The sequence below is a fragment of the Shewanella litorisediminis genome (assembly GCF_016834455.1).
GTDB lineage: Bacteria > Pseudomonadota > Gammaproteobacteria > Enterobacterales > Shewanellaceae > Shewanella > Shewanella litorisediminis.
This window is the reverse complement of sequence record NZ_CP069213.1, coordinates 1545191-1570441: the sequence shown is the minus strand read 5'-3', so window position 1 is coordinate 1570441 and position 25251 is coordinate 1545191. Positions and strand designations below refer to the sequence as shown.

16 protein-coding genes are annotated in these 25251 nt (G+C 55.0%); 7 read left to right on the top strand and 9 right to left on the bottom strand.

Annotation, left to right across the window (positions count from 1 at the left end; translation table 11 throughout):
• The first annotated feature begins 194 nt into the window (after positions 1–194).
• Together JQC75_RS06865 and JQC75_RS06860 are read left to right on the top strand one after the other, a co-directional pair.
• The gene (locus JQC75_RS06865) at positions 195–3098 is read left to right on the top strand and encodes a TonB-dependent receptor (RefSeq protein WP_239002100.1); all 2904 of its coding nucleotides are present in this window, start codon (positions 195–197) and stop codon (positions 3096–3098) included.
• Positions 3099–3286: 188 nt separating this feature from the next.
• Positions 3287–4105 carry a DUF2797 domain-containing protein gene (locus tag JQC75_RS06860; protein WP_203326684.1) on the top strand — a complete coding sequence of 273 codons (819 nt, stop codon included), beginning with the start codon at positions 3287–3289 and terminating at the stop codon, positions 4103–4105.
• A gap of 229 nt (positions 4106–4334) precedes the next feature.
• On the opposite strand, the gene JQC75_RS06855 is transcribed toward JQC75_RS06860, so the two are convergent.
• The 3 genes from JQC75_RS06855 to JQC75_RS06845 form a co-directional block, all read right to left on the bottom strand.
• Positions 4335–7364 (bottom strand): TonB-dependent receptor, encoded by a 3030-nt coding sequence (locus tag JQC75_RS06855; RefSeq protein ID WP_203326683.1) that lies wholly within the window; start codon positions 7362–7364, stop codon positions 4335–4337.
• Between the two features lie 88 nt (positions 7365–7452).
• On the bottom strand, positions 7453–10101 hold the full coding sequence (locus tag JQC75_RS06850) for a glycoside hydrolase family 16 protein (protein ID WP_203326682.1): 2649 nt from the start codon (positions 10099–10101) through the stop codon (positions 7453–7455).
• 546 nt (positions 10102–10647) lie between these two features.
• Entirely contained in the window at positions 10648–11091 is a 444-nt protein-coding gene (locus tag JQC75_RS06845) for a hypothetical protein (protein ID WP_203326681.1), read from the bottom strand.
• A gap of 249 nt (positions 11092–11340) precedes the next feature.
• On the opposite strand from JQC75_RS06845, the gene JQC75_RS06840 reads away from it, so the two are divergent.
• Entirely contained in the window at positions 11341–13482 is a 2142-nt protein-coding gene (locus JQC75_RS06840; RefSeq protein ID WP_203326680.1) for a TonB-dependent receptor, read from the top strand.
• A 129-nt stretch (positions 13483–13611) separates the two neighbouring features.
• The gene (locus JQC75_RS06835) at positions 13612–14172 is read left to right on the top strand and encodes a DUF1415 domain-containing protein (RefSeq protein WP_203326679.1); all 561 of its coding nucleotides are present in this window, start codon (positions 13612–13614) and stop codon (positions 14170–14172) included.
• 204 nt (positions 14173–14376) lie between these two features.
• Here JQC75_RS06835 and JQC75_RS06830 read toward each other — a convergent pair whose 3' ends face one another.
• Positions 14377–15072, bottom strand: a complete 696-nt coding sequence (locus tag JQC75_RS06830; protein WP_203326678.1) for a pirin family protein — start codon at positions 15070–15072, stop codon at positions 14377–14379.
• A 9-nt stretch (positions 15073–15081) separates the two neighbouring features.
• Complete coding sequence (locus tag JQC75_RS06825; RefSeq protein ID WP_203326677.1) at positions 15082–15522, bottom strand: DoxX family protein; 441 nt, start codon at positions 15520–15522, stop codon at positions 15082–15084.
• Positions 15523–15668: 146 nt separating this feature from the next.
• Between JQC75_RS06825 and JQC75_RS06820 the strand changes: the two genes are divergently transcribed.
• Positions 15669–16562, top strand: a complete 894-nt coding sequence (locus JQC75_RS06820; RefSeq protein ID WP_203326676.1) for a LysR family transcriptional regulator — start codon at positions 15669–15671, stop codon at positions 16560–16562.
• Between the two features lie 90 nt (positions 16563–16652).
• Here the strand turns inward: JQC75_RS06820 and JQC75_RS06815 are convergent, their stop codons facing one another.
• Entirely contained in the window at positions 16653–17033 is a 381-nt protein-coding gene (locus JQC75_RS06815) for a VOC family protein (RefSeq protein ID WP_011759502.1), read from the bottom strand.
• A gap of 176 nt (positions 17034–17209) precedes the next feature.
• A complete protein-coding gene (locus JQC75_RS06810) occupies positions 17210–18805 on the bottom strand; it encodes an ABC-F family ATPase (RefSeq protein ID WP_203326675.1) in 1596 nt (531 codons plus the stop codon).
• A 180-nt stretch (positions 18806–18985) separates the two neighbouring features.
• Here JQC75_RS06810 and JQC75_RS06805 point away from each other — a divergent pair, with 180 nt between their 5' ends.
• Positions 18986–19498 (top strand): GNAT family N-acetyltransferase, encoded by a 513-nt coding sequence (locus JQC75_RS06805; protein WP_203326674.1) that lies wholly within the window; start codon positions 18986–18988, stop codon positions 19496–19498.
• A gap of 75 nt (positions 19499–19573) precedes the next feature.
• Positions 19574–20254, top strand: coding sequence for a Vat family streptogramin A O-acetyltransferase (locus tag JQC75_RS06800; RefSeq protein ID WP_203326673.1), 681 nt, complete (start codon positions 19574–19576; stop codon positions 20252–20254).
• 60 nt (positions 20255–20314) lie between these two features.
• On the opposite strand, the gene JQC75_RS06795 is transcribed toward JQC75_RS06800, so the two are convergent.
• On the bottom strand, positions 20315–22495 hold the full coding sequence (locus JQC75_RS06795; protein ID WP_203327143.1) for a heavy metal translocating P-type ATPase: 2181 nt from the start codon (positions 22493–22495) through the stop codon (positions 20315–20317).
• A 658-nt stretch (positions 22496–23153) separates the two neighbouring features.
• Entirely contained in the window at positions 23154–25220 is a 2067-nt protein-coding gene (locus tag JQC75_RS06790; protein WP_203326672.1) for a S9 family peptidase, read from the bottom strand.
• Between the last annotated feature and the right edge of the window lie 31 nt (positions 25221–25251).

The following is a 25251-nucleotide window of genomic DNA, read 5'->3' as shown; positions in this document are numbered from 1 at the left end:
AAACCTCAAGCTCATACTAAACATTTTATCAACATTTATTCTCAGAGTGGTTGACATAAAAACCTGTTCGACCTAATTTATGTAAGCGCTTACATTTATGCTGACAAGGGAGAGTTGTATGCCAGCAAGTAAGCTTTACAACAATAATGTCCCGAGCCACTGAACTGGCTCCGGGTATAAGGGAGAGGAACTTGATGCGACCTATACAATTCAAAAAAACCATGTTGGCTACCCAGGTATCCCTGGTGATGGGCTTACTGTCTGCCCTGCCTGCCATGGCCGAAGAAACCCCAGTGGCCGAAGGCGATATCGAAGTTATCCAGGTGACTGGTGTGCGTGGCTCACAGGCAAAAGCCATGGAGCTCAAACGCCAATCAGCCGGTGTGGTTGACGCCATCTCCGCCGAAGACATCGGTAAATTCCCCGACACTAACCTAGCTGAGTCTTTGCAGCGGATTTCCGGCGTGTCCATCGACCGTGTTAACGGCGAAGGCAGTAAGGTGACCGTGCGTGGTTTTGGCCCGGATTTTAACCTCGTGCTGCTGAACAACCGTACCATGCCCACCGCCCAGGTTGCCGGTGAGTCAACCCGTTCTTTCGAATTTGCCAATCTGGCCTCAGATGCCATCAGCGGTGTTGAAATCTACAAAACCGGCAAGGCTGATATCAGCTCCGGTGGCATAGGTTCAACCATCAACATCCGCACCGCGCGTCCATTTGACACCCGCGATCTGGTAGCCACCATCGGTGTGAAAGCACACCACGATGCCAGTGTGGAAGAAGGCGACGATGTGACACCAGAAGTGTCTGGTATTTTCAGTAACACCTTTATGGATGACACTCTGGGCCTTGGTGTTTCAGCCTCTTACCAGAAGCGCGACAGTAACAACAAAAAAGCCACCATTGATGGCTGGCGCCAGAATATCGATGGTGAACTGAACCCCAATGCTGTAGTGGTTAACGAGAACAAAAACCCCTATGGCAACACTTTCTACGCCCGTAATATTGGTTTTGCCAGCCAGGATGTTGAGCGTGAGCGCACCAATGCCCAGGCCGTATTCCAGTACGCACCAAACGATGCGATAGAAATGACCCTGGATTACACCTACTCCAAGCTGTCCGATGATGCCAACATGGACACCTGGGGCCTGTGGTTCTCGGGTCCAGGCAACGCTACTTACGCCCACATCAATGAAAACGGCACCTTTGACTATGTGACCGAAGTGGGCGGCGACTATTCAAGCACCATGCATCAGAATGCGTCTGAGAACACCAACAAGTCACTCGGTTTCAACATCGAATGGCAAGCCACAGACAATCTGCAGCTGAACTTTGATGCACACAGCTCAACCGCCAAAGCTGGTGGAAGCCTGGGCAACGGTGCCGACAACGTCTTCTTCATTCTGGGTGCTCTGAACATTGCAGATAAAACCTACGATGCTACAGGTACCGAAATCCCGCTGCTGGGTGCCAACTACGGCACGCTGAACCCCAATGGTGAGCCACACCTGCTGCCAGAGCACTACGCCTCTTTGTTTGCCGGTGTACGCGCAGGCCGCAATAAAACCGATGTGGACCAGTATCAGTTTGATGGCAGCTGGGTAAACGAAAATAACGACGCCCTGTCATCCATCGATTTCGGTGTGTCCTTCACTTCTATGGAAACCCATGCTCAGGGCTCTTATACCGGTCCTATCAGTGCCGGCTGGTATGGCAACATGGGCCTGTGGCAGGATGACGTAAGCTACGTGGGTCTGGGTTCAGGCTTCCTGTCTGACTTCAGTGGTGGCGGCAGCGACATGCTGATCCCGTACTACTACACCTACGATCAGCAAGCCGCGATGGACAAGGCTGAGGCTTTGTATGATGTGGAATACGTAGCTGCCCCATGGCAGGACGACCACAGAATCAAAGAAGACACCACTGCCGCCTATGTTCAGGTAAACATTGACAGCGAGTTCAACAACATGCCGTTGAATATCGTTGCCGGTCTGCGTTATGAGCAAACCGATGTGACTGCCAGTTCTATGCAGCAGGAAGCTCAGCAGCTGGTATGGCTGAATCCAACTGAATGGCAGACTATCTATGAAGAGGATTTCTCTTACAGCCATGAAACCCATGACTACAAAGAGTTTTTGCCTAATCTGGATATCAACCTCGAAGTTGTTGAAAACGTCATTGCACGCTTCAGCTACAGCCGCACCATTACCCGCCCAACATTGGGCTCAATGCGTGCCACTACCGCGCTGACACCTATTCCTAAGGTTGGTTCGCGTACCGGTTTTGCCGGCAACCCTGCGCTGAAGCCATTCAGCTCAGATAACATCGATGTGTCGGTTGAATACTATTACGATGACGCCAGCTACGTGTCAGCGGGTTACTTCAACAAGGAAGTGGAAAACTTCCTCGCGAACACTATCGAGACCGTTCAGTACGATCACCTGCGCGATCCTTACGCTGGCCCAGCTGCCGAACAGGCCCGTGCCGAATTGGTTGCCAACGGCGAAACCCCAAGTGATGAAGCCGTGTTCCAATGGCTGATCGACAATGGTTATGGCAATGCTGACGGCCGTGTGCCTCAGTCAGGTGCCGACCCTGTAGCCGACTGGAACATCAGCAAGCCAAATAACGTTGAAGATTTGAGCATCAACGGTCTTGAGTTTGCCTGGCAACATTGGTTCTGGGACACCGGCTTTGGTTTTGCCGCCAACTATACCTGGGTGGATGGCGATACCGAGTATGACGTAGAGCGTGTAGACGAGCAGTTCGCCCTGCCCGGCCTGTCAGACACTGCCAACCTGTCTGTGTTCTATGAGAAAGAAGGTCTGCAGGCACGTGTTGCCTACAACTGGCGTGACACCTTCCTCTCTGGCATGGGTCAGGCTGAAGCTGGCGGCCCTGCGCCTCAGTTTACCGAGGCTTATGGTCAGGTGGATGTCAGCGTGAGCTATCAGCTTACCGACAACCTGTCTATCTTCGCTGAAGGCATCAACATTCTGGAAGAGAAGAAGCGCGTCTATGGCCGTTACAAAGAGCAGATGCTGCTGGCCCAAGAAAACGGTGCCCGCTACGCCATCGGCGCACGTTACAGCTTCTAACGCCTGAGTTTGTGGATTTAAGTGGGAAAACCCAGGGCCAACACCGCAAGGTAGCGGCCCACGGGTGAGGTCTTTGCCGCGGCATCTGCCGCGGCTTTTTTTATCTTCAACGCCAAGGCTGGTACACTCAGGCTACATCAATAAGAGCCAACGCTGCGGCGGACGGCGTCAACGCAATTGAGAGTGTCATGCAAGGAACCTTACGAAAAATGCGCACCGGGCTCGATGAGCTGGGGCAAGCCAACTATCGCCTGCCCATAGGTGACACAGAAATCCCGCTGAATCCCTTAATAGGTAAGCCTGTAAAACTCATCTATTCCGGTAATATCTATTGCTGCAACTGCGGTAAAAAGACCAAAAAAAGCTACTCCGAGGGCCATTGCTATGTTTGTATGCAAAAGCTCGCCAGCTGCGACATGTGCATCTTAAAGCCCGAGACCTGCCACTACGATCAGGGCACCTGCCGCGAGCCTGAATGGGGCGACAGCCACTGCTTTGTGCCCCACTTTGTGTATCTGTCCAATACATCCGGCCTGAAGGTAGGCATTACCCGCCATACCCAAATTCCAACTCGCTGGATAGATCAGGGTGCCACTCAGGGGCTACCCATTCTGAAAGTGGCATCCCGTAAAATATCGGGGCTGATTGAAGTGGGAATAGCCAGGCTCGTGGCCGATAAAACCCATTGGCAAGCAATGCTGAAAGGCAATAATGCCGACATGGATTTAACCGCTGAGGCCGCGCGTTTACTCGATGAAGTGGCACCTGTGATTGCCGAGGTTCGCCGTCAATATGGCGCGGATGCCGTGCAGGAAATTGTCACTCAACCTCAGCCCATTAGCTTCCCGGTATCAGAGTTTCCTGCCAAGGTGAAATCCTTCAATCTGGATAAAGAGCCTTTGATAGATGCCGTGCTGACAGGTATCAAGGGGCAATACTTAATTTTTGATACCGGCGTTATCAACATCCGTAAATACACCGGTTACGAAATCAGTTTTGAATGCTGAATGCTGAATGCTGAGTGCTGAGTGCTGAGTGCTGGGTGCTGGGTGCTGAGTGCTGGGTGCTGGGTGCTGGGTGCTGGGTGCTGAGTGCTGAGTGCTGGGTGCTGAGGCTGAGTGCTGAGTGCTGAGTGCTGAGTTGAATGCTGAGGCTAAGGCTTGCTCACATTCCAGCAGCCACATAAAAACGCCGGGCTCTGCCCGGCGTTTTTGATTGATGCCTTAAAGGCGCTTTTTAGAAGCGTACCCGCGCACCAAGGGCGTAGCGGCTGCCATACTGACGGGCAAACAAGAACTGCTCTTCAAAGCGACCATAACCCTGCTCAGTTTCATTGTTCAGGTTGATCCCTTCAAAGAACACAGTCAGATAGTCATTCACATCATAGTTGATGCTGGCATCAAGCTGACCAAAGTCCTTGGCATACTGCGGCGGGGCGTCAGCTGAGCCCTGAGACTGCCCTACCCCTATCAGGTAGCTGTCGCGCCAGGCGTAGGTCAGTTTCACCGTCAGGCCGTCTTTCTCATAAAAGGCCTGGAAGTTAGCTGAGTTACCCAGGCCTTCCAAAGGTTGCTGCTGTGCCAGGCTGTATGGGTCGAACTCCACATCCCCATCAACAAAGGTACCGTTCACACCAAAACCAAAGCCCGACTCACCAAATACATGCTGCAAGGCAAGCTCGACCCCATGAACTGATTTGCTGTCGCTGTTAACAGGGCTGGTCACATCCCACACAATCAGCGGGTCGCTGGCGAGCGGTTCTATCTGCCCATCAGCATTACCATAGCCATTGGCAATCATCTGTTCGAAGATGCTGTTTTCACTCACAGGCGTACCTGCGGCCTCAAGCTGGCTAATCGCCTCTAAGTAACGAGGGCTGTTATACACATCGTGCAATCCGTCGATGGTGACTTGCGCGGTTGAACGGGAGACGAAGTTATCTACGTCTTTGTAAAATAGACCAATGGCTGCATAGCTGGCATCGTTGTAGTAGTACTCCAATGACAGGTCGAGGTTTATCGACTCCAGCGGCAACAGCCCCGGATTACCAAGGCCACCACGGCGGGCACCAATTTTGGGGCTGCCACTGAGGGTTCTGCCAGCAACCATATCGCCAAGCAAAGGCCGCGCAATGGTTTTACCCGCTGAGAAGCGCACTACAACATCCTCTAACGGCTCAGCACTGATATCCAGCATTGGCAACCAGACATCATAATCGCCATCCTGAGTAAAGTAGTTATCATCACCACCGGGAACATATTGCATGATCCATTCAGTGGGGCTGGCCCATACCACCTGACTCTCAACCCGTTGCTTCACGGTACTTGAGGTATCAGTTTTCTCGTATCTGAGACCGAGATTCACATTCACAGGTACATTACCGATGTCAAAGCCCCATTGGGTTGTCAGATACAGCGCCAGGGTCTTTTCTTCCACCAGACTGGAACTATCAATGCCATCAAAGTAAGGATCGATTGAGTAATAGTTGTCACCCGCTATCTCGGGGGTGATAAAGGCCAGCTGACGGGCCACGGCCTCATCAAAGCTGAAGGTGTAGTAGTAATCGGGCATCAGTGCACTGCCACCCCCACCAAGCTCATCGAGCAAGTCAGAGGCATCCCGCAGCTCAAACATGGCATCTGGGAAGATTTCGGTGTACGACGGGTTAAAGCCAGGGCCACCACGCAATCCACTCCAGGCGGTAGTGCCTGACATGGTCTGCTTGGTGTAAGCCGCGCCAAAGTCCACCTTGACCAAATACTCATTAAACTCGGGATACCAGTTACTGTTCAGCTGAACCTGATCAATCTCACTCTTTCCGGGTGAATGGATAAACTGGCTGAAGTTGGAGTCTATGTCACCGGCATCCAGTACATGGGTACCATTGTTCCAGTTAATCAGGAAATGGGGCACCTCGCCGCTGCGATAGTCATAGACCTTGGAAACCAGCTTATCAGAGCCCAGAATCACCTGGCCGGCACTGCCAAGGCCCTTATCAGCACCATTGTCGATTTCGTTGGAAGAGTTGTGATAGTCCAGGGTAAAGCGCCAGGCTTCGTTGGGGCTCCAATCGATGTTCAGGCCAACAGACTCGGCGTTCACTTCTGTGGTGCTGCGATTGGCGGTAAAGGAACCGTCACCACCGCGGATATCGGAATAGAGCGCAGTACCATTGGCATCGAGCTCATAGCCAATCACTGGTGCGCCCTCTGTTGACGAGTTCCAAATCCCCCAACCAAAACCGTCGGAGGCAGTAATTGCCCGGGTTGCCACGTAGTCGGCTGTCAGTATCAGATTATCCGTTGCCGCAAACTGCAGTGTCACCATGCCGTTGGTGCGCTCACGCTCCACATCGTTAATACTGAAGTTCATGTCCCGCGGGAAGAAGAAAGGCGCCACCGCGTTCCCTTCTGCATCGCGGAAGCGGGCAACAGGATTACCCTCTGCATCGGTCTCACGCCCATCGATAGCTTTGCCTCCGGCGAGCACCGGTAAACGGCTATTATCGGTTTGGGCAATCCAACCCTGACTGTTGGCGGTTTGCTGGCGAAAATCCCGTTCCTGATGAGACACAGACGCCAGGAAGCCGAAGCGGTCATCCATGAAGGTGTTACTGTAAATACCGGCGAGTTCGGGCGTTACATCATCACCTTCCTCATTTGACTCATCATAAATGCCTTTGCCCGAAAAACTGAAAGACTGTCCGGGGTTATCCAGCGGCTTGTGGGTGATGATATTGACCGTGGCGCCAAGGCCGCCGGTTGGGGTATCGGCACGGGCGGTTTTCACCACTTCCAGGGTTTTCACCCCCTCTGATGACAGGTTCTCCAGATTGTAAGAGCGGGTATAGCCCGTACCCGGCATCTGGCGGCCATTGAGGGTAATGAGGTTGTATTCAGGTCCGAAGCCACGGACGGTGATCTGGCTGCCTTCACCGTTGGCACGGCTGACCGTGACCCCGGTTATTCTTTGCAGTGATTCGGCCAGGTTGGTGTCGGGGAACTTACCGAGCTCCTCGGCCGAAATCGCATCGACCACGCCGTTGGCGCCCCGCTTTAAGTCCATGGAACGGTACAAGCTGCCCCTAATCCCACGGACTTCAATGACTTCTATGGTCTCTTCTTCTGCGCTGCTCTGGGCCGCCACAACGCCATCGGCCGCGGTTGCCGCCTCATCAGCCGCCAATGCCAGTGGAATGGCGCCAACGCCGAGGATAGCTGCCAGCGCGGCAGACAACCGGTTACGCTTAAATGCCTTATCTAACATAATTGCCTCTTATTCTTTCGCTGCGGCCACACCGGACAAATCCCAAGGTCCGGTGGGCCATTCCCATTCATGCCAAAGGTTAGGTGGATCAGGGCGTGCCTATCAGTGCGTTATCCAAACGGAACACCGCTCCCTCACCGGTTCCCCACGCGGGGAACACCATCACCACATCGATGGCACTGGCATCGAGCCCCATATCGGCCAGGGTCTTGAGCGGGAAAGTGTAAGTCTGCCACTGGCCGACAACAGGTGCGGCACCTTCGGTACTGTCGGTCAGATTAAGCTCAACGGCGGTACTGGCATCACCGGATTCAATCTTGAATTTCCAGACCGAGCTTGAATCGTTTGGTGCAGAAACCAGCTTCATCTCAAAACGCACCACGCCGGAATCCACAGCAGCGGATGCATCGTGATAGACACCGTCCTCGGCGAAAAAGCCCACTACAGTTGGCTGGGCGCCAATCACGTACTCCGCCACTGCGCCATGGGCAGCATCATCGGCCTCAACCGTGGGGGTTGAACCGGCGCAGCAATCCCAAATTGACCAGGCGTCTGCCACGGCATCAGCAAACAGACTGAAGGCGGATGGCGCGCCGCTGCCGGGCTGATAAATTTTAACATTATCAACTCGGTAAACCGCACCTTCACCCTGCCCCCAGGCTGGGAACATCATCAACACGTCGATGGCGCTCAAGTCCAAACCACCATCGGCCAAATCTTTAAGACGGAAGGTAAACGTCTGCCACTCAGCACTTGGCGCAACACCTTCGACGCTGGCTGTCATTGGCAACTCCACGGCGGTCGCCGCATTGTCAGACTCCACTTTAAAGAGCCAGGGCGCATCTGCGGTGGACGGCGCGTTGACCACTTTCAAGTCAAATTGCACCACTCCGCTTTCGTACAGGGTTGAGGCATCGAAGGGATTACCACCACCACCGAGTGCAGTGCGGTTGATGTAGCCCATCACAGTGGGGCTGGCACCAATGCTGAACTCAGACACTATGCCGTGCTCTGCATCATCAGAGACCACTTGCGGAGTCGAGCCACCGCAGCAGTCCCACATCGGCCAATCGGGGTTCTCGTTATCGGTAAAGATGGTCAGTGACGGCAGGCTCGCATTGGGGCGGGCAATCTTCACTTCATCCAGCAGATACTCAGCGCCGCTGCCAGTGCCCCAGGCGGGGAACACCATCACCACATCGATAGCAGACAGATCCAGGCCTTTGGCCGCCAGCTCAGACAGCGGGAAGCTGAAGGTTTGCCACTGACCAACGGCAGGTGCCACGCCTTCACTGCTTGCTGTCAGCGGCAGTTCAACGGCAGTCGCGCCTTCGTTGCTCTCAACCTTCATCATCCAGGTTGAGCCGGGATTTGCCGGCGCACTCACCACTTTCATGGCAAAGCTCAATACGCCAGTGGCTTCAATGGGCGCTGCATCAAAGGGACTGGGGACACCGGCAGGATCGGTGATAAAGGCTGCGCGGCTGATAAAGCCGTTGACTGTGGGGCTGTCGCCTACCACAAAGCGATACACCGCACCCTTGTCGGCGTCGTCCACCAGACCAGGGGTAGATCCACCGCAGCAATCCCAGGCAGCCCAGTTAGGGTTGGGGGTACTGTCGAAAATCAGCAGATCTTTTGGCGTGCCATCAGAAGGGGGTACAGGTACTGGCGCCTTGCCTTCCACCAGCGCGTCCTCTGGCTTGTCGTAACCCGGACGTACCGTTTCACAACCCTTGCCCGTATCAGGGTTGGTTGCGCACTGATAGACCCTTACAAAATCAATTTGATACTTATTGGTTTCGTTAAAGGCTGCGTCGTCGATACCGGTTTCATTCACCGAGGCAGGCCAGTTGCCGCCCACGGCGAAGTTGACGATGAGATGGAATTTTTCATCAAATGGCGCATCAGTCCAGCTGAGCTGCAAATCACCGCTGGACTGATCGTAGTATTCGGTAAACCAGCCTTTGTGGGCCAGACCAACGGCCTCGCCCTTGGAGTTGTATCTCAGTTCAGAACGTCGCTGGGTGGCATAGAGGTAGTCGTCCACATACCAGCGGATTTCACCCTGCTGCCACTCAATGGCATAGGTGTGAAAGTCATCGGCCGGATTGGCGCCATTGGGCAGCAGATAAGCCTTGCCGGATTGCTCATTCTTGGGCCATTCACGGCCGTAGTGGAGCGTGCCGTGGACATAGGCTTCGGGGTTGCCATCCGCGGTGGCGGCTTTTAGATTCACCGCCTCGACAATATCGATTTCACCGCTTCTGGGCCAGATGCCGTAAACATTGTCAGTGGGCAGCATCCAGAAGGCGGGCCAGCTGCCCTGCCCGGATGGTAATTTGGCACGCATTTCAAAGCGGCCATAGGTGAAATCCGCTTTGCCTTTGGTTGTCAGTCTGGCCGACGTGTAGGGCTTTTCAGCCCCCTCGGGCGCCTTCAGTGCCACTATGTTCAACATGCCATCGGCCACGAAGGAGTTTGCCGCATCGGCGGTATAGCACTGAGACTCCTGATTGCCGCCTCCGGCGCAATTCACCTCATGTGCCCATTTGGCCGCATCTATGCTGCTGCCATCAAACTCGTCGCTCCAAACCAGCTCCCAGCCGGTTGCCGGACCATCAAGGTTGACCGAACCCAAATCGGTGCTGGTATTGGTATCCCCTCCGCACCCCTGCAGCGCCGCCGCAAGCAGTCCAAGGGAAAGGTACTTGCTCGTTCCAGAATTCTTCATCATTATTGCAGCCCAACCCACTGTTTTGTATGGATAAACTTAGCCTTGTCAGCGCCAACTACTGCCGATGTTTCCTTTTAAAACCAAATGTAAGCGCTTACATTTGTATAAAATAAGTAAAGGTAATGTAAAGATCAACCAGATTTTTTATTTAGCTGCGCAAGAAAATCGCCAGGACGCGTTACCAAAGGGAAAAGACAACCAGGATCACAAGCCACACGGGGGTAAATCCAGCGGCAAACTAACAGAGCCACTGTACTCCCACAGCACCTGTTCGGGGCACGAACATGAAACAGCCGATGACTATGGAAACGCTGACAGGTAAAAGCGGATACGTGGGAAAGCATTAGGTGAAAAAGCGTGATTGAACTGCCCAGTTCTCAATCGGTGGAGGCTGACGAAATCAGGGGCACTGTCGGCGGTACGCCCAGCCTGAGCCCCAAAAAGCCTTGGGTAACCGCACATAAAAGCCGCAGCCCACCAAATGGTGGGCTTCGGGGAAAATCCTGATTACGAACTTAAGCATACCTGACAATGTCAGGGGTTGGCTTACTCAGATTTATCTTTGTCGTCATCCTTGCCCATGATATCCACATGGGCTTTTTTCGACAGCCCAAGCAGTGCCATTTCCTTGCTGCCCATTGAGTCATATTTGAGGGAGATTTTTTTCAGCTTGGCGTCGCCCTTGGGAACACTTATCACCCGGCTTGACATGCCATCGGTCAGCACTCCGAGGTTATCCACCTCTTTGTCAGAACCATCACTCATGTGCAGCACAATTTTATGCAGATTGACCGTACCCTGGGTGCAAACCAGTCTGATATGGGTAACGTTTTTCTCGTCAAACTTGGGGGTAACCTCGTCGGTTTCCGATTTATAGTCCACCACCTTGTCGGCGATTTTAAACCAGTCATCGGCCAGCGCAGAATTGGCCAGCAGAGCACCAAGCAGCGCCAGAGCACCAGCCAGTAACGATGAAACTCTGATGTTCATGACATATTTCCTCCTGAAATAACCAATCAAGACAGCCTGGCGATGACATCAGCCTGAGCGCTGGTGCCCCAAAGGTCGCCTTCAAAAGCTTATACCGCTCACGGAGGATTACCAGTCTGCAAAAGTTTACTTTCCTGGCGACAGCGCCACCGCCACCAATTAACAAAATTAAAACATATGTAAATAATCTGAACGCATTATTGATATTGATTATCATTCCCGACAATTAAGCATAACCAAGGAATGAAAATGAAGTTATCCCCTGTTGCCATCGCGCTGTCTCCTTTAATGGCCCTCACGGCTGCACCGGGCTTTGCCAACGTGACCGACACAACCGCTCATCAAGATGTCGCAATAGAGCGCATGATAGTCACCGGCAGTCGGGTGCCCGAGCGCCTCGATGAGGTCCCCTCCTCTGTAACCCTGATAGACAACAAGACCCTCGCCACAGAGATGAGTATCAGCTCTGAGCTGCAGAATCTGCTGGCAACCCGCGTTCCCGGCATGTCTCCCGCCACCGGTACCTCCAGTAACGCCGGTCAAACCCTGCGTGGCCGCAAGGCATTGATTTTGATAGATGGCGTACCTCAGTCAACGCCGCTGCGAAACGGTTCGCTGGATATTCGGTCCATCGACATGAATGCCATCGAGCGCGTGGAAGTTATCAAGGGCGCAACCTCCATTTATGGGAATGGCGCGGCCGGCGGCATTATCAACTACATCACCAAAAAACCTGGCGCCGATGGCGCGCTGAGCGGCACCCTGGGTGTATCCAGTCGCTTCAGTGCGGTGAAGTTCGAAGACAGTGTTGGCAGCCGGTTCGAAGGTGCCCTGAATGGCAGCGTGGGGGACCTGGGTTATCTCATCAGCGCCAGCCGTGATGACTATGGTTTGCAGCGGGATGCCGAAGGCGACGTGCCAGGACTGGTGTACGGCCTGTCAGAAACCACAACGGACAACCTCTTTACCAAATTCCATTTCGATTTTGACGATGAAAAATCGCTGCAACTGACCTACAACTACTTCAGCTCCGCCCAGGATGCACACATGGTGGACGTCACCGGCAGCGTCAACAGCGGTGAGAAAACCTATGCCATTGAGGCCGGTCCGGACACCCTTATCCCGGGGGAGCCCCAGGGTGTTGATGGCAACCACAATCTGATGGTGAAGTACGAAGATTTAGCCCTGTTTGATAACACCCGCCTGGCTATTGATGCCTATGGTCAGAAAATAGAAAACGTCTTTTTCTATAGCCTGACCCTGGCCAACCCGGAGCAGGGGCTCAATGGCGGCCAGTCTATCATTCGCTCAGAAAAACGCGGTCTTCGCGCCAATTTCAACTCGGATTTCACCCTGGGGGATACCGAGCTGGATTTAATCTATGGCGTTGATTACCTGCAGGATGTATCAAGCCAGCCTTTGGTGGATGGGCGCATCTGGGTGCCGGAGATGGACATGCAGAATCTCGCATTCTATCTGCAGGCCAAATGGCTGTTCGCCGAAGACTGGGTACTCAAGGCCGGTGTGCGCCGGGATCAGATGGCCATTGAAGTTGACGACTACCAAACCCTGCGCCTGTGTCGCACAGCAACCCAGTGCTCCACCCCCGTCGCCGTAACAGGCGGCGAGATTAAGTTTGATGCCAACACATACAATATCGGGCTGAGGTATAAGGGCTCATCCGCCTTCAGCCCCTTTATCAGTTTTTCACAGGGTGCGGACGTGTCGGATCTCGGTTTGTTGTTGCGTACTGCCACCGTGGACGACCTGGCAAAAATTCAATCACAGGCGGCGCTGATTGATAACTACGAAGCCGGTTTCGACGGCCATTGGGAGGCGTTTAGCTACTCTGCGGCGGTTTTCTTAAACAAGTCAGAGCTTGGCACCCGTACCGTGCTTAACCCCGCCAGTGGCATCTATGAACCTGTGCGAGCGCCTCAGGAAATAAAAGGCATTGAGCTTGCGGCCAGCTATGAGGTCAATGATGAGCTGACCCTTGGCGCCAACTACAGCTGGATGGAAGGCAAGGATACGGACCAGGATATTTATCTGGATGGCCAGGCCATCACCCCGCCCAAGTTTGCCGCCTATCTGGATTGGGCCGCCACAGACAACAGCAGTGTGTCGCTCACCTGGCTGCATGTGGGCGATCGCAAACGCTTCGAGCCGGTCAACGGCCAATATACCGGCAGCCAGGGCCCGGTGGACAGCTACTCGCTGCTGAATCTGGCCGGCAGCTACCGCATGGATCAGCTGCTCTTTACCCTCGGGGTCGAGAACCTGTTGAACGAAGACTATTACTCGGCGCGCTCTCAGGCCTTTACCTTCCCCGGTTACAACACCAAAGGCCTGGGCACCACGGTGAATCTGGGTCTTAAGTGGTCTTTCTGAGCCTGAGTCACAGACAGAGCCAGAATGAAAAAAGCAGCCTTCGGGCTGCTTTTTTATTGCGTGTTGGCAACAGGGTTTCTACCATGTGCGCCCTAAGTGTAAAACCGTGCCACCAAGAGGCCACCCGAGATGTCCGAACAGCAGGAAATTCAGGCTATCGCCGATGAGACCCGCGCCTGGGTTAACAAGGTGATCATGAAGTACAACATCTGCCCTTTTACCCGCCGCGAAGTGGAGCGAAACAGCATCCGCTATACAGTGTGCCAGGAAACCCGCATGGAGCTGGTGCTGCAAGCGCTGCTGGATGAGTGCCAGTTTCTCGATGCACACCCCGAAGTTGAAACCAGTCTCTTTATCCTGCCAAGGGGCTTTGAGGGCTTTTACCTCTATCTGGACCTCCTCGGTATCGCCGAAGACTTGCTCGTTGAAGAAGGCTTTGAGGGCACCTATCAGCTGGCAAGCTTTCATCCTGACTACTGCTTCCACGGTGAGCCACAGGACGACCCGGCCAATTTTACCAACCGCGCCCCCTATCCCACGCTGCACATCATCCGCGAAGAGGGCATGGCGGCGGCGTTGGCAAGTTACAACGAGCCCGAAAGCATCCCCGAGCGCAATATCGCCTTTGCCCGCCGCAAGGGCAGCGAGTTTTTTGTGCGCCTCTTGCAAGAGTGCAAAAAGCCGGACTGAGTCCGGCTTTTCTGTTGTGGGCGAGTCCGGATTTCAGTTGAAACCCAGTTTCATAAGGGTGCCTGCCACGACGGCGCTATGGAAAGCATAAAGCCCAGTCAGTCATGGTTCCAAACCGAACACAGGGCACTATTGGCAAAGTGACTATGCCCAAGAGAACATAAACCCTGCTCCGGCCAGATTCAGAGGGTAAGCTTAGGCATATCAGGGCAAGTCAAACATCAGGGCTCTTACCACGCTGGTGCCAAGGTTAGTGACTTGCGGGCTATCAAGACCTTCCAGTTTAGCGCCATCGCCGGGGCCCAAGTGTTCAGCCTGAATTGATAGCGCACCCTCCACCAGATGCAGATACCCTTTGCGGGCAGCACTCAGAGGCAGAGCGATGGATAGCCCCGGTGCCAGCAGCAGCTGATAGACCCGGGCATCCTGGCGCACAGTGAAACTCTCGTCGCGCCCGTCGGGGCTGGCAATCAGGGTGAAGCCCTCACGACTGCCAAAGTGCTTTTGTTGATACCCCGGTTCGCCGCCGAGGGTCGATGGCATTATCCAAATCTGTAAAAACCTCAACGCCTCTGTCCGGGAGCCGTTGTACTCGCTGTGACGTATGCCCTGACCTGCCGACATCAGCTGAAACTCGCCCGCCGGCAGGGTGGCAATGTTGCCCTCACTGTCCTGATGACGGATGCTCCCGGCCAGCACGTAGCTTAAAATCTCCATGTCCCGGTGGCCGTGGGGCGCAAATCCGGCGCCCGGAGCCACTGTATCGTCGTTGATAACCCTCAGCGCCGAGAAACCCATGTGGAGGGGATCGTAGTATTCGGCGAACGAGAAACTGTGAAAGCTGTCGAGCCAGCCGTGGCTGGCATGACCCCGTTCATTGGCCGGACGAAGCGTTATCATGCCCATTCCTCACCCTTTTTGTTGCAGCAGTCTGTCGATGCCAAAGCGGCCCGAACCGGACAACACCAGGGAGACGCTCATGGCCAGCAGCGCCAAACCAAATTCGTAACCATTGTTGGCCATAAAGAGACCGTTCCCCAGGTGCACTGTGACGATAGCCACCACCATGGTCACGGCCAGCACCAGCGCCGCGGGACGTGTCAGCAGACCAAGCAGAATTGCCAGACCACCGAAGAATTCGGCGCCGCCCGCCATGGCCGCCATCAGCCAGCCTGGCTCCAGCCCAATGGATGCCATCCACTGTCCGGTGCCTTCGATACCGTAACCGCCAAACCAGCCAAAGAGCTTCTGGGCACCGTGGGCCATAAAGATAATGCCGGCGGGTACACGCAGCGCCAGAGGGGCAATGCTGTCTTGGGTTTGTACAATATTTTTGATTGTGCTGTTCATAGTCTGTGCCTCATGTTTCAAATCGCTGTTATTGGTCTCAAGCTTTCACTCAGCCTTGATTGAATTTTAGTTTATGGCGATAAAGGCACAGAAAAAATCGGAATGTTTCGATATAATTATTCAAAATTATTGAACATTGAGAACTTGTGGCAAACTCACTGGATCTGGACGGGCTGAGAGCACTGGATGCAATTGATAAAAAAGGAAGTTTTGCAGCAGCCGCCGAATCGCTTCATAAGGTGCCATCCGCCCTCACCTATATAATTCAAAAGCTGGAGCAGGAATTTGGCACGCCTTTGTTCGACAGGTCAAAACAAAGGGCCAAATTAACGGCCGCCGGCAGACTGGTGCTGGAGCAAGGGCGGGAAATCCTGCAGTCGACCCAGCGCCTTGCCGATGCGGTGGCCGCACTGGAGTCCGGCTGGGAGCGAGAGCTGCGCATCGCAAGGGACACGGCCATGCCGCCGGGGCCGCTTCTGGATGCACTAACCGCTTTTCTGGCGTTATCTGTGCCAGTGGACATCAGCCTCGCGGAAGAGTCGCTGGGTGGCGGCTGGGATGCACTGCACAGCCGCCGCGCCGATTTGGTCATTGGCGCCAACGGCGACCTGCCACGGGGACTCTTTGAAACCCATTGTATAGGTCAGCTTGAGTTTGTGTTTGCCCTGGCCCCCTTTCATCCGCTGGCAGCGGCTGAGGGCGTATTGCAGCTCGAACAGCTTATGCCATTCCCGTCGGTGGTGGTGTCTGACAGCTCGCAGCTGTTACCCGCCCGAAGCAGTGGCCTTTTCAGCAGCCGCCAGACCCTGAGAGTCGCGTCAATGGATGCAAAAATTGAGTTGCAATGCCGCGGATTGGGCACCGGTTTTATTCCCCGTCATCTGGCGGCGCCGCTCATTGCCAGCGGCGCGCTGGTGGAAAAAGCCTGCGCCCTGCCGCGGCCCAGCCAGCCGGTGTTTCTGGCGTGGCATAAGGAGCATCAGGGCAAGGCGTTAGCCTGGTTTGTGGAACATTTACGCAAGGCCGATTGGGGCATATAAGCCCTCCATCTGCCTCAAATACACATGGCTGGCGCCGTAGGCAGTCTCAGTGAAGTGAACCAGACCTGTTACTGCTGTGGCGCGCGCGTCTTATTTCATGGAGTGCAGGCCAAGCATATTGCCTTCGGTGTCTATAGCCAGCGAGATATAGCCATACTGACCTATGGACATCTTTTCCCGCTGCACTGTGCCACCGGCGGCAGCAACGCGAGACTCTTCCAGCGCGCAGTCGTCACAGGCAAAGTACACCAGGGTGCTGTTGCCGCCCGCTTCGAATCCCGGCATGTGCACCAGGGCGCCACTGGCGCCGTAGTTTTCCATGTCGGCCGGGAAAGACCACATGGAGAACCCCGGTTCTTCCGGCACCTGCAACGGCTCGAGCTTGATATCCAGCACAGCCTCGTAAAAGGCCTTGGCCCTGTCCATGTTGTTTACGTAAATCTCAAACCAGGCAATGGGGTTTTTGGCCATCAGCTTTCTCCTTGTGGATGGGTATGACTCATCGATTCAGTTGCCCAACAGCGTTTGGACATAAGGTTCCAGTTAAGGCCAAAAATGCTAAAGAAACAAGCCACTTTTGCGCTGGCGACTTTACTGCAGGCACAAAAAAGCCGGCAATTTGCCGGCTTTTAACGCGGATGCGCAGATTAGTCTTCAATGCCTTTGCTGCGCAGGAACTCGTCGTAAGTCCCCTTGAAATCGGTCACGCCATTCGGGGTGATTTCGATAATGCGGTTGGCCAGCGAGCTTACAAACGCACGGTCGTGGGAGACGAAGAACAGGGTGCCTTCGTATTTTTCCAGCGCGTTGTTAAGCGACTCGATGGATTCCATGTCCAGGTGGTTGGTAGGTTCGTCCATCACCAGGATATTGGGCTTTTGCATGATCATCTTGCCAAACAGCATGCGACCCTGCTCACCACCCGACAGTACCTTGACCGACTTTCTGATATCGTCGGCGCCAAACAGCATACGGCCCAGAATACCGCGTACGGCCTGCTCATCGTCCCCTTCTTTCTTCCACTGGCTCATCCAGTCGAATACGGTCAGATCGTTCTCAAAATCACTGGCGTGATCCTGAGCGTAGTAACCGATAGAGGCATTTTCAGACCAGTGGATGGTGCCTTCATCCTGTGGCAATTCATGGATGAGGGTACGCACCAGAGTGGTTTTACCGGCACCGTTCTCACCGAGGATGGCGATACGCTCACCCACTTCGGCAATCATATTGAAGTTTTGGAACAGCGGCTTGCCATCGAAGCCCTTGCTCAGGTTCTCTACCACCAGCGCGTTACGGAACAGTTTCTTTTCCTGCTCGAAACGTATGTAGGGGTTCACACGGCTGGAGGCCTTCACTTCGTCCAGCTTGATCTTGTCAATCTGGCGGGCACGTGAGGTGGCCTGCTTGGCCTTGGACGCGTTGGCAGAGAAGCGCGCCACGAAGGTTTGCAGCTCGGCAATCTGAGCCTTCTTCTTGGCGTTGTCGGCCAGGAGGCGCTCACGGGCCTGGCTTGCGGCCATCATGTATTCATCGTAGTTGCCCGGATATACGCGCAGCTCACCGTAGTCCAAATCCGCCATGTGGGTACACACGGAGTTGAGGAAGTAACGGTCGTGGGAGATGATGATCATGGTGCTGTTGCGCTGATTCAGCATGTCCTGCAACCAACGGATGGTGTCGATATCCAGGTTGTTGGTCGGTTCGTCGAGCAAGAGTACGTCCGGATCGGAAAACAGGGCCTGGGCCAGCAGCACACGCAGTTTCCAGCCGGGAGCCACTTCGCTCATGGGGCCAAAGTGTTGCTCAACCGGAATACCTACACCCAGCAGCAGTTCACCGGCGCGGCTTTCAGCGGTGTAACCATCCATCTCGGCGAACTCCATTTCAAGCTCGGCCACCTTGATGCCGTCTTCTTCGCTCATTTCGGGCAATGAATAGATGCGGTCACGTTCCTGTTTCACGGCCCACAGTTCTTTGTGACCCATAATAACGGTATCGATTACGCTGAACTGTTCGTAGGCGAATTGATCCTGATTCAGCTTACCCAGACGCTCGTTGGGATCCAGATGAACGTTACCGCCGGACGGCTCAAGTTCACCTGCGAGGATCTTCATAAAGGTGGATTTACCGCAACCATTGGCACCGATAAGGCCGTAGCGGTTGCCGTCACCGAACTTGACGGAGATGTTTTCAAACAGTGGCTTGGCGCCGAACTGCATGGTGATATTGGCGGTTGTGATCACGGGCTGGTTTCCGTTTGTCTGTAGGCCGAGGCAGACGCCTGCGGCGAAAATCCCAAGGGCAGAGCTTAAGGCTACCCTCTGATAAAGCGCGGTACTATAACACCCCTGCGTGAATTATCAACCGACTTGCCCAATAGCGCCAAAAACCGCCAATATAGGCGGGTAACAAAGGAGAAGCGAATGATCCGGCTGGAAAAGATGACAGCATCAACTCGCCCCCTCGCCGAAGCGCTGGAAGTGGACCCTGCGCAATTGCGCTTTGTGGGCACCATGGACGAAATCCTCGCCATTACCGGCGGCCCCATAGTGCCTGTGCTGGTGTGGCATCAAGCTGACAGGGCCAATATTGCTAAAGCAGAAGCCAATAACGGCGAAAAACTGGTCGGCTTTTTTCTGCTGGATAAAGAATATGACCGCGAACATGATTTTGCCAAAACCACGGACCTCGGTTTCAGGGCCTTTCTGATTGATGTACATCATCAGGGCAAAGGCCTTGGCAAGGCAGTGATGCAGGCCCTGCCGCAGTTTGTGAAAGCACGCTATCCGCAGTTTGAACGTCTGGTGCTGACGGTCAATCTGAAGAACACACCGGCGCGGGTTCTTTATCTTAAAAACGGCTTTATCGACACCGAAAACCAGTATTTGGGTGGCAGCGCCGGCCCCCAGCATATCCTGTACTTACCGCTAGGCTGAGGCAGGCCGCATAGGTAAGCGCGCTGAAAGTATCAGCAATCGCGCCAGCATCCCCGTTCATCACAAGGACTGTTTATGACGACACCTTCCGATACTCCCCCCAACACAGACTCAAAACCCGGTCACGGCCCCAGCCCCGGTAACCCGTACCCCATGGAAGGCTTTCCACAGGTGTGCTTTATCAAAAACACCATCAGCAACCCCAATATTTTGGTGGGTGACTACAGCTATTACGACGACCCCGAGGACAGCGCCAACTTCGAGCGCAATGTGCTGTATCACTTCCCCTTTATTGGCGACAAACTCATTATCGGAAAGTTTTGCGCCATCGCCCGCGGGGTGAAATTCATTATGAACGGCGCCAACCATCCCATGGCCGGTGTAAGTACCTATCCGTTTTTTATCTTTGGTAACGGCTGGGAGAAGGCGGCGCCGGAGCCTGGCGACTTACCCTTTAAAGGCGATACCGAAATCGGCAACGATGTGTGGATAGGTTATGACGCCCTCATCATGCCCGGGGTAAAAGTGGGCAACGGCGCCATTATCGCCAGCCGCTCCGTGGTTACCCGAGACGTACCCGCCTATGCCATTGTGGGCGGCAACCCGGCCACCGTAGTGAAAATGCGCTTTGATGACAAAGATATCGCGCTGCTCGAAGCCATCGCCTGGTGGGACTGGCCGGTGGAGAAAATCACCGCCCATCTGCCGGATATCAAAAGCGGTAACCTTGGAGCCCTGAAGCGCCAGATAACCTGAAGCAGGCCGACGGGCAATAGGATCAGCGATGAATGAAAAAGCCGCCCGTGGGCGGCTTTTTCATTCATCTTTCAGTGTCTTGCTTTTAAGCCGGTTGGCGTTGGTCACCACAGTGAGCGACGAAGCTGCCATCGCCGCTCCGGCCAGCACAGGGCTTAGCAAAATGCCAAAGGCCGGATAGAGCACACCCGCCGCCACCGGAATACCCAGCACGTTGTAGATAAAGGCGCCAAAGAGGTTTTGGCGGATATTGCCAAGGGTGGCCTTCGACAGGGCAAAAGCATCTGCAAGGGCCTCGAGTCTGGGTGACAGCAAGGTCAGGGACGCGCTCTCAATGGCGACGTCCGTGCCTGTGCCCATGGCAATCCCCACATCGGCCTCGGCCAGCGCCGGAGCATCATTAATGCCATCCCCCACCATGGCGACCACCTCACCGGACGCTTTAAGGTGGGCAACGTGCTGATGCTTTTCATCGGGCATCACACCGGCAATGACCTCCTCAATGCCAACCGCACGGCAAACGGCTTCAGCGGTATGCTGGTTATCCCCTGATAACAGCACCAGTCGTTTGCCCTGGGCTTTAAGTCGCGCCATCGCGGCTTTGGCATCGGCTCGCAAAGGGTCACCAACCCCAAGCAAGGCCACCAGCTCGCCGTTCTTGGCCACCAGCACCGGGGTCAGCGCATCCCGGGCAAGGGCGCTCAGCTCAGATTCGACATCCAGCTCAGCCGCAGTGCCTTCACCAAGACGCGCGATTAACCTTGGATTCCCTATATGCCATTCGTGGGTGCCGTCCTGTGTTGTTACCTTCCCCATAAGGCCTTCGCCGGGCAGATTCTGAAACTCAGACACAGCGAGGGATGGTGCATCCGACAAAGCCGCAAGCGCATCTGAGAGCGGGTGACTGCTTTGGCGCTCGAGGCTCGCAATGGCCTGTCTGGTGATGACTTCGTCTCCTGCGAGCCACAAGGTCTTCCTGACTTCGGGTTTGCCAAGGGTCAGGGTGCCGGTTTTATCCAGCACCACAGTGGTGACCTTGCTGGCACGCTCCAGAGCCTCACCGTTTTTCACCAGGATCCCCATGGCGGCCGCGCGCCCTACCCCAACCATAATGGACATGGGGGTGGCAAGCCCAAGGGCACAGGGGCAGGCAATAATCAGTACAGTGGTGAGCACCACCATGGCGTGTGACAGTGCCGGCTCAGGCCCAATCCAATACCAAATCAGGGCGGCGAGCAGGGCGATGGCCACCACCACGGGGACAAATACCGCCGAAATGGCATCGGTCAGGCGGCCTATTGGCAGTTTTGAGGTTTGCGCCTCTTCCACCAGCGCGATGATTTGTGACAGGCGACTCTCATCTGCCTCGGCGGTGACCTTAATGACCAGGCTGCCGTTGCCATTAACCGTGCCGGCGTAGACTTGCTCACCCGGCGCTTTGGCCACCGGCAATGGCTCACCGGAGAGCATGGACTCGTCAACCAGGGACTCGCCTTCGATGACCTTACTGTCAAGGGCAATGCGATCCCCCGGCCGCACGCGAATAAGATCGTCAACCACAATATCCGCCACACTGACCCAGCGCTCAGTACCATCTTCAAGGCGCAAGGCCTCATCGATTTTAAGCCCGAGCAATTTATCCAGGGCTTCGCTGGTTTTACCTCTTGCACGCGCCTCCAGCGCATGACCAAGGTTTATCAGCCCCAGGATCATTACGCTCGCTTCAAAATACACATGACGACTGCCCGGGGGAAAGACCTCAGGCACCAGCACCAGCGCCATGGAATACAGCCAGGCTGTACCCGTGCCGAGCGCAATCAGTGTGTCCATGGTGGCGCTTTTGGCCTTTAACGAACGCCACAGCCCCACATAGAAGTGGCTACCGGTGAAGAACATAGCCAGCCCGGTGACTGCGCCCATCAGCCCCCAACCAAATCGGGTGGCTTCGTTTACCATCATATCGCCACCCAGCAGCCCCCACAGCATCATGGGAATACCAAGCCCCAACCCCACCGCAGCCTGCCACAGGCGGGTTCGGAATTGATGGCCATCATCCACGGCGGACTTTTGCTGTGAGGTCAAGAGCTCCCCGGGATAACCCACACCACTCAGCGCCGCCAGGGCTTTATCGGCGGATAACCCCTTCACCCGCACCACTTTACGGGACAAATCGACCCGCCCTTGCCCGCCAGCCGAGCGCAGCGCTCCTTCTATCTTGGTGACACAGCTTGCACAGCTCATGGCAGGGACACTGAATCTCCGTGTCGGTTGGCTTGCTTGACGCTGGACTTCACGAGGACCGTTTACCTGGTTGGACACAGTGCTCTTTGCACCAGTACCTGCTTCTTCAGCCGCATCGCCAATCACAGTGCCTGTCGAGCCTGCCGCTGTCTGAAAGGGTTCATCCAACAAGGTTGCCGGATAGCCACCAGCCTCAAGCCGAGCCAGTACGTCATCCACATCAATGTCCGAATTTGCGCTAATGTCGAGGTGTTTACTGGCAGGGTCGGTGTGTATTTGCCAGCCTTCGGTAGCCAGCAGTGAAGTGATTTCTTTACCGCAACGCCCACACTTCATGGTGGGTACGGTGAGATGAATGCTATGCATTTTGGCTCCTTGACTCTTTATTGAGTTTAGCTCATCACAGAGTTTTGGGGCATTGGAGCGCCCCCCTTAAAAGAGGGCATGTTTATCAATGTGAACACGAGGGAAAGCCTGCGGGACATTAACGACGGGACCCGGATTACGCCACTCAACATACAGCGCATTCGCCACTGCCACGGGATCTTTCGGGCGGCAGTGAAGCGGGGGAAAGTTATGATAATGGCAATAGGGAATATGGCGACAACGCATTGGAGAAGCGGCGTTTTGCACACCAATGCAGCGAGGGGCGATTTTCTCAGTCGGGCTTAAGCTGTGCTGGCTGCGACACTTCGACCGGTGCCTGCCGATTAAGGTCCAACGAGGGCACCTTGTCCGCGACGCTAAACCCAAATACCTGGCCGTAAAATCCAAGCTCATACTCCAGCGCCTTGACCAGGTTGGCATCTTTCCAGTGATTGTGGTTTTCCTCGTCAAAGGTAAGCAATGCCACCGGAATCTGACTTTTCGCCAATGCCTCGTAAATGGTCAGGGTTTGATTGGGTAACACCACTGTGTCCTGTAATCCCTGCAACAACAGCAAGGGCTCCTCAAGACGCTCCAGCTGATGGATGGGTGAACGTTCCCGATACACAGCCCTGTGGGTCGCAATAGGGCCAATCAACTGATCAAGATAGGTCTTTTCAAACTTATGGGTCTCGCCGGCCAGCTGCTCTATATCGCTTATCCCAGCGCGACTGACTGCGGCTTTAAAAGTATCGTCATAGGCCAGCGCTGAAAGCGCCGTTAAACCACCGGCACTGGCACCACTGATTGCCATTTCACTGCCATTCACCCAGCCTTTTTTCACCAAAAAGCGGGCGGCATTTACCGCATCCTCTACGTCGGCCTTGCCCCAGTTACCATACAGAGATTGCCGGTAGGCGCGGCCAAAGCCACTGCTGCCACGAAAATTCAGATCCAGCACCGCAAAGCCGCGGCTGGTCCAGTATTGGATATCGCCGCGATAAGCCAGATTGGCCTTGGCAGTGGGGCCACCGTGGAGCTTGACCAAGAGCGGTGGACGGGTGTCTGACAGCCCTTTAAATGCGGGATTGCGTGGCCAGTAAAAATAGCCCCAGGCCCGCATACCGTCGGCCGTGGCAAAACTGATGCTTTGGGCTCTGGAAATAAAGCGCGGGTCCAGCGCCATAAGTCTGGGGGCATAGACCAGCTCCACTCCCCGGCCGCTGACCCGGTATATGCCTTTTTCGGTGGTCACCTTGCTGCCAATAAAATAGACGCCATCCTTGCCACCGGTCAGCTGCTTGATTTCGCCAAAGTCCACGGCGATATCTTCACCGTGGCCGGTGTGTAAATCGAGGCGAATAAGCCCGGCTTCACCGTTATGCACGTAGCTGGCGATGAGGCTGTTCTCACTTTCAAAGGCATAGGTGCGCTCGCCAAGGCGCCAGGCGGGGCCGGCAAAATCGGCATTTTTGCGATAAAGCAGTTTCGGTTTGCCATCATCGCCGAGGCGATACAAGTTCCACCAGTCATCATAATCGGCGATAAAGTACAGTCTGCCATCGGGGCCAAAGCTGGGCTGGGTGATGGCAACATCGCCCCCCTCACCGGCAACGACCTGGGACGAATGAAGCCGCCCCTTTCGGTCAAGCTCTCCCAGCCACAGGCGGGTATTGTCCCAGGGCATGGCCGGATGCTCCCAGGTGAGCCAGGCAAGCTGCGTATTGTCCCCGTTAATGCTGGGCGAGCTGATAAAATCATGTCCGGCGACGAAGGTATCGCCTTCACCGGCGAAATTCAGGTTAATGGTGACCAAACTTGCCGCAGGACTGCCCTGCTGGCGGTGATCTTCCCGCACGCAGATGATGCGCGAGCCCTTGGGGTAGGAAATGCAATCGCCATGGCGGGTGCCATTGGGCGTGAGAGCCAGCGGGGCTTGATTGGGAGCAAAACGGTAAAACAGCTGATCGCTTTTCCCGGTGGCAAACAGGCTTTGACCAATACCAAGAAAGTCGCCGCCGCCGTATTCGTGCACCCGGCTGCCCACGTTGAAATCGGTGGGCACCACCTGGGTCACAGTGCCATCGGCTTCGAGGCGCTTAATCCCTGTGTTGCCACTCTTGCCGTCAAACTCAGAGAAGTACATCAGCTCGCCCACAGCCCTGAGCTCAATCAGTTCATCGGAGCTGGCATAAACATCTTCGGCGGTGAGGGGAGAAATCCAGGTGCCATAACGGGCGGCCATGGGTTCGCTGTCGCTCTCTTGGGGCAGCACAGACTCCTGCCTGGGCTCACACCCCAGCAGTGCCAGTGTCATTAAGCAAATCGCCCCAGCGCGGTGCCCAATGCCAAGCCCCATGTCTTTGATCCCCCAAAACGCTTCGCGCGCG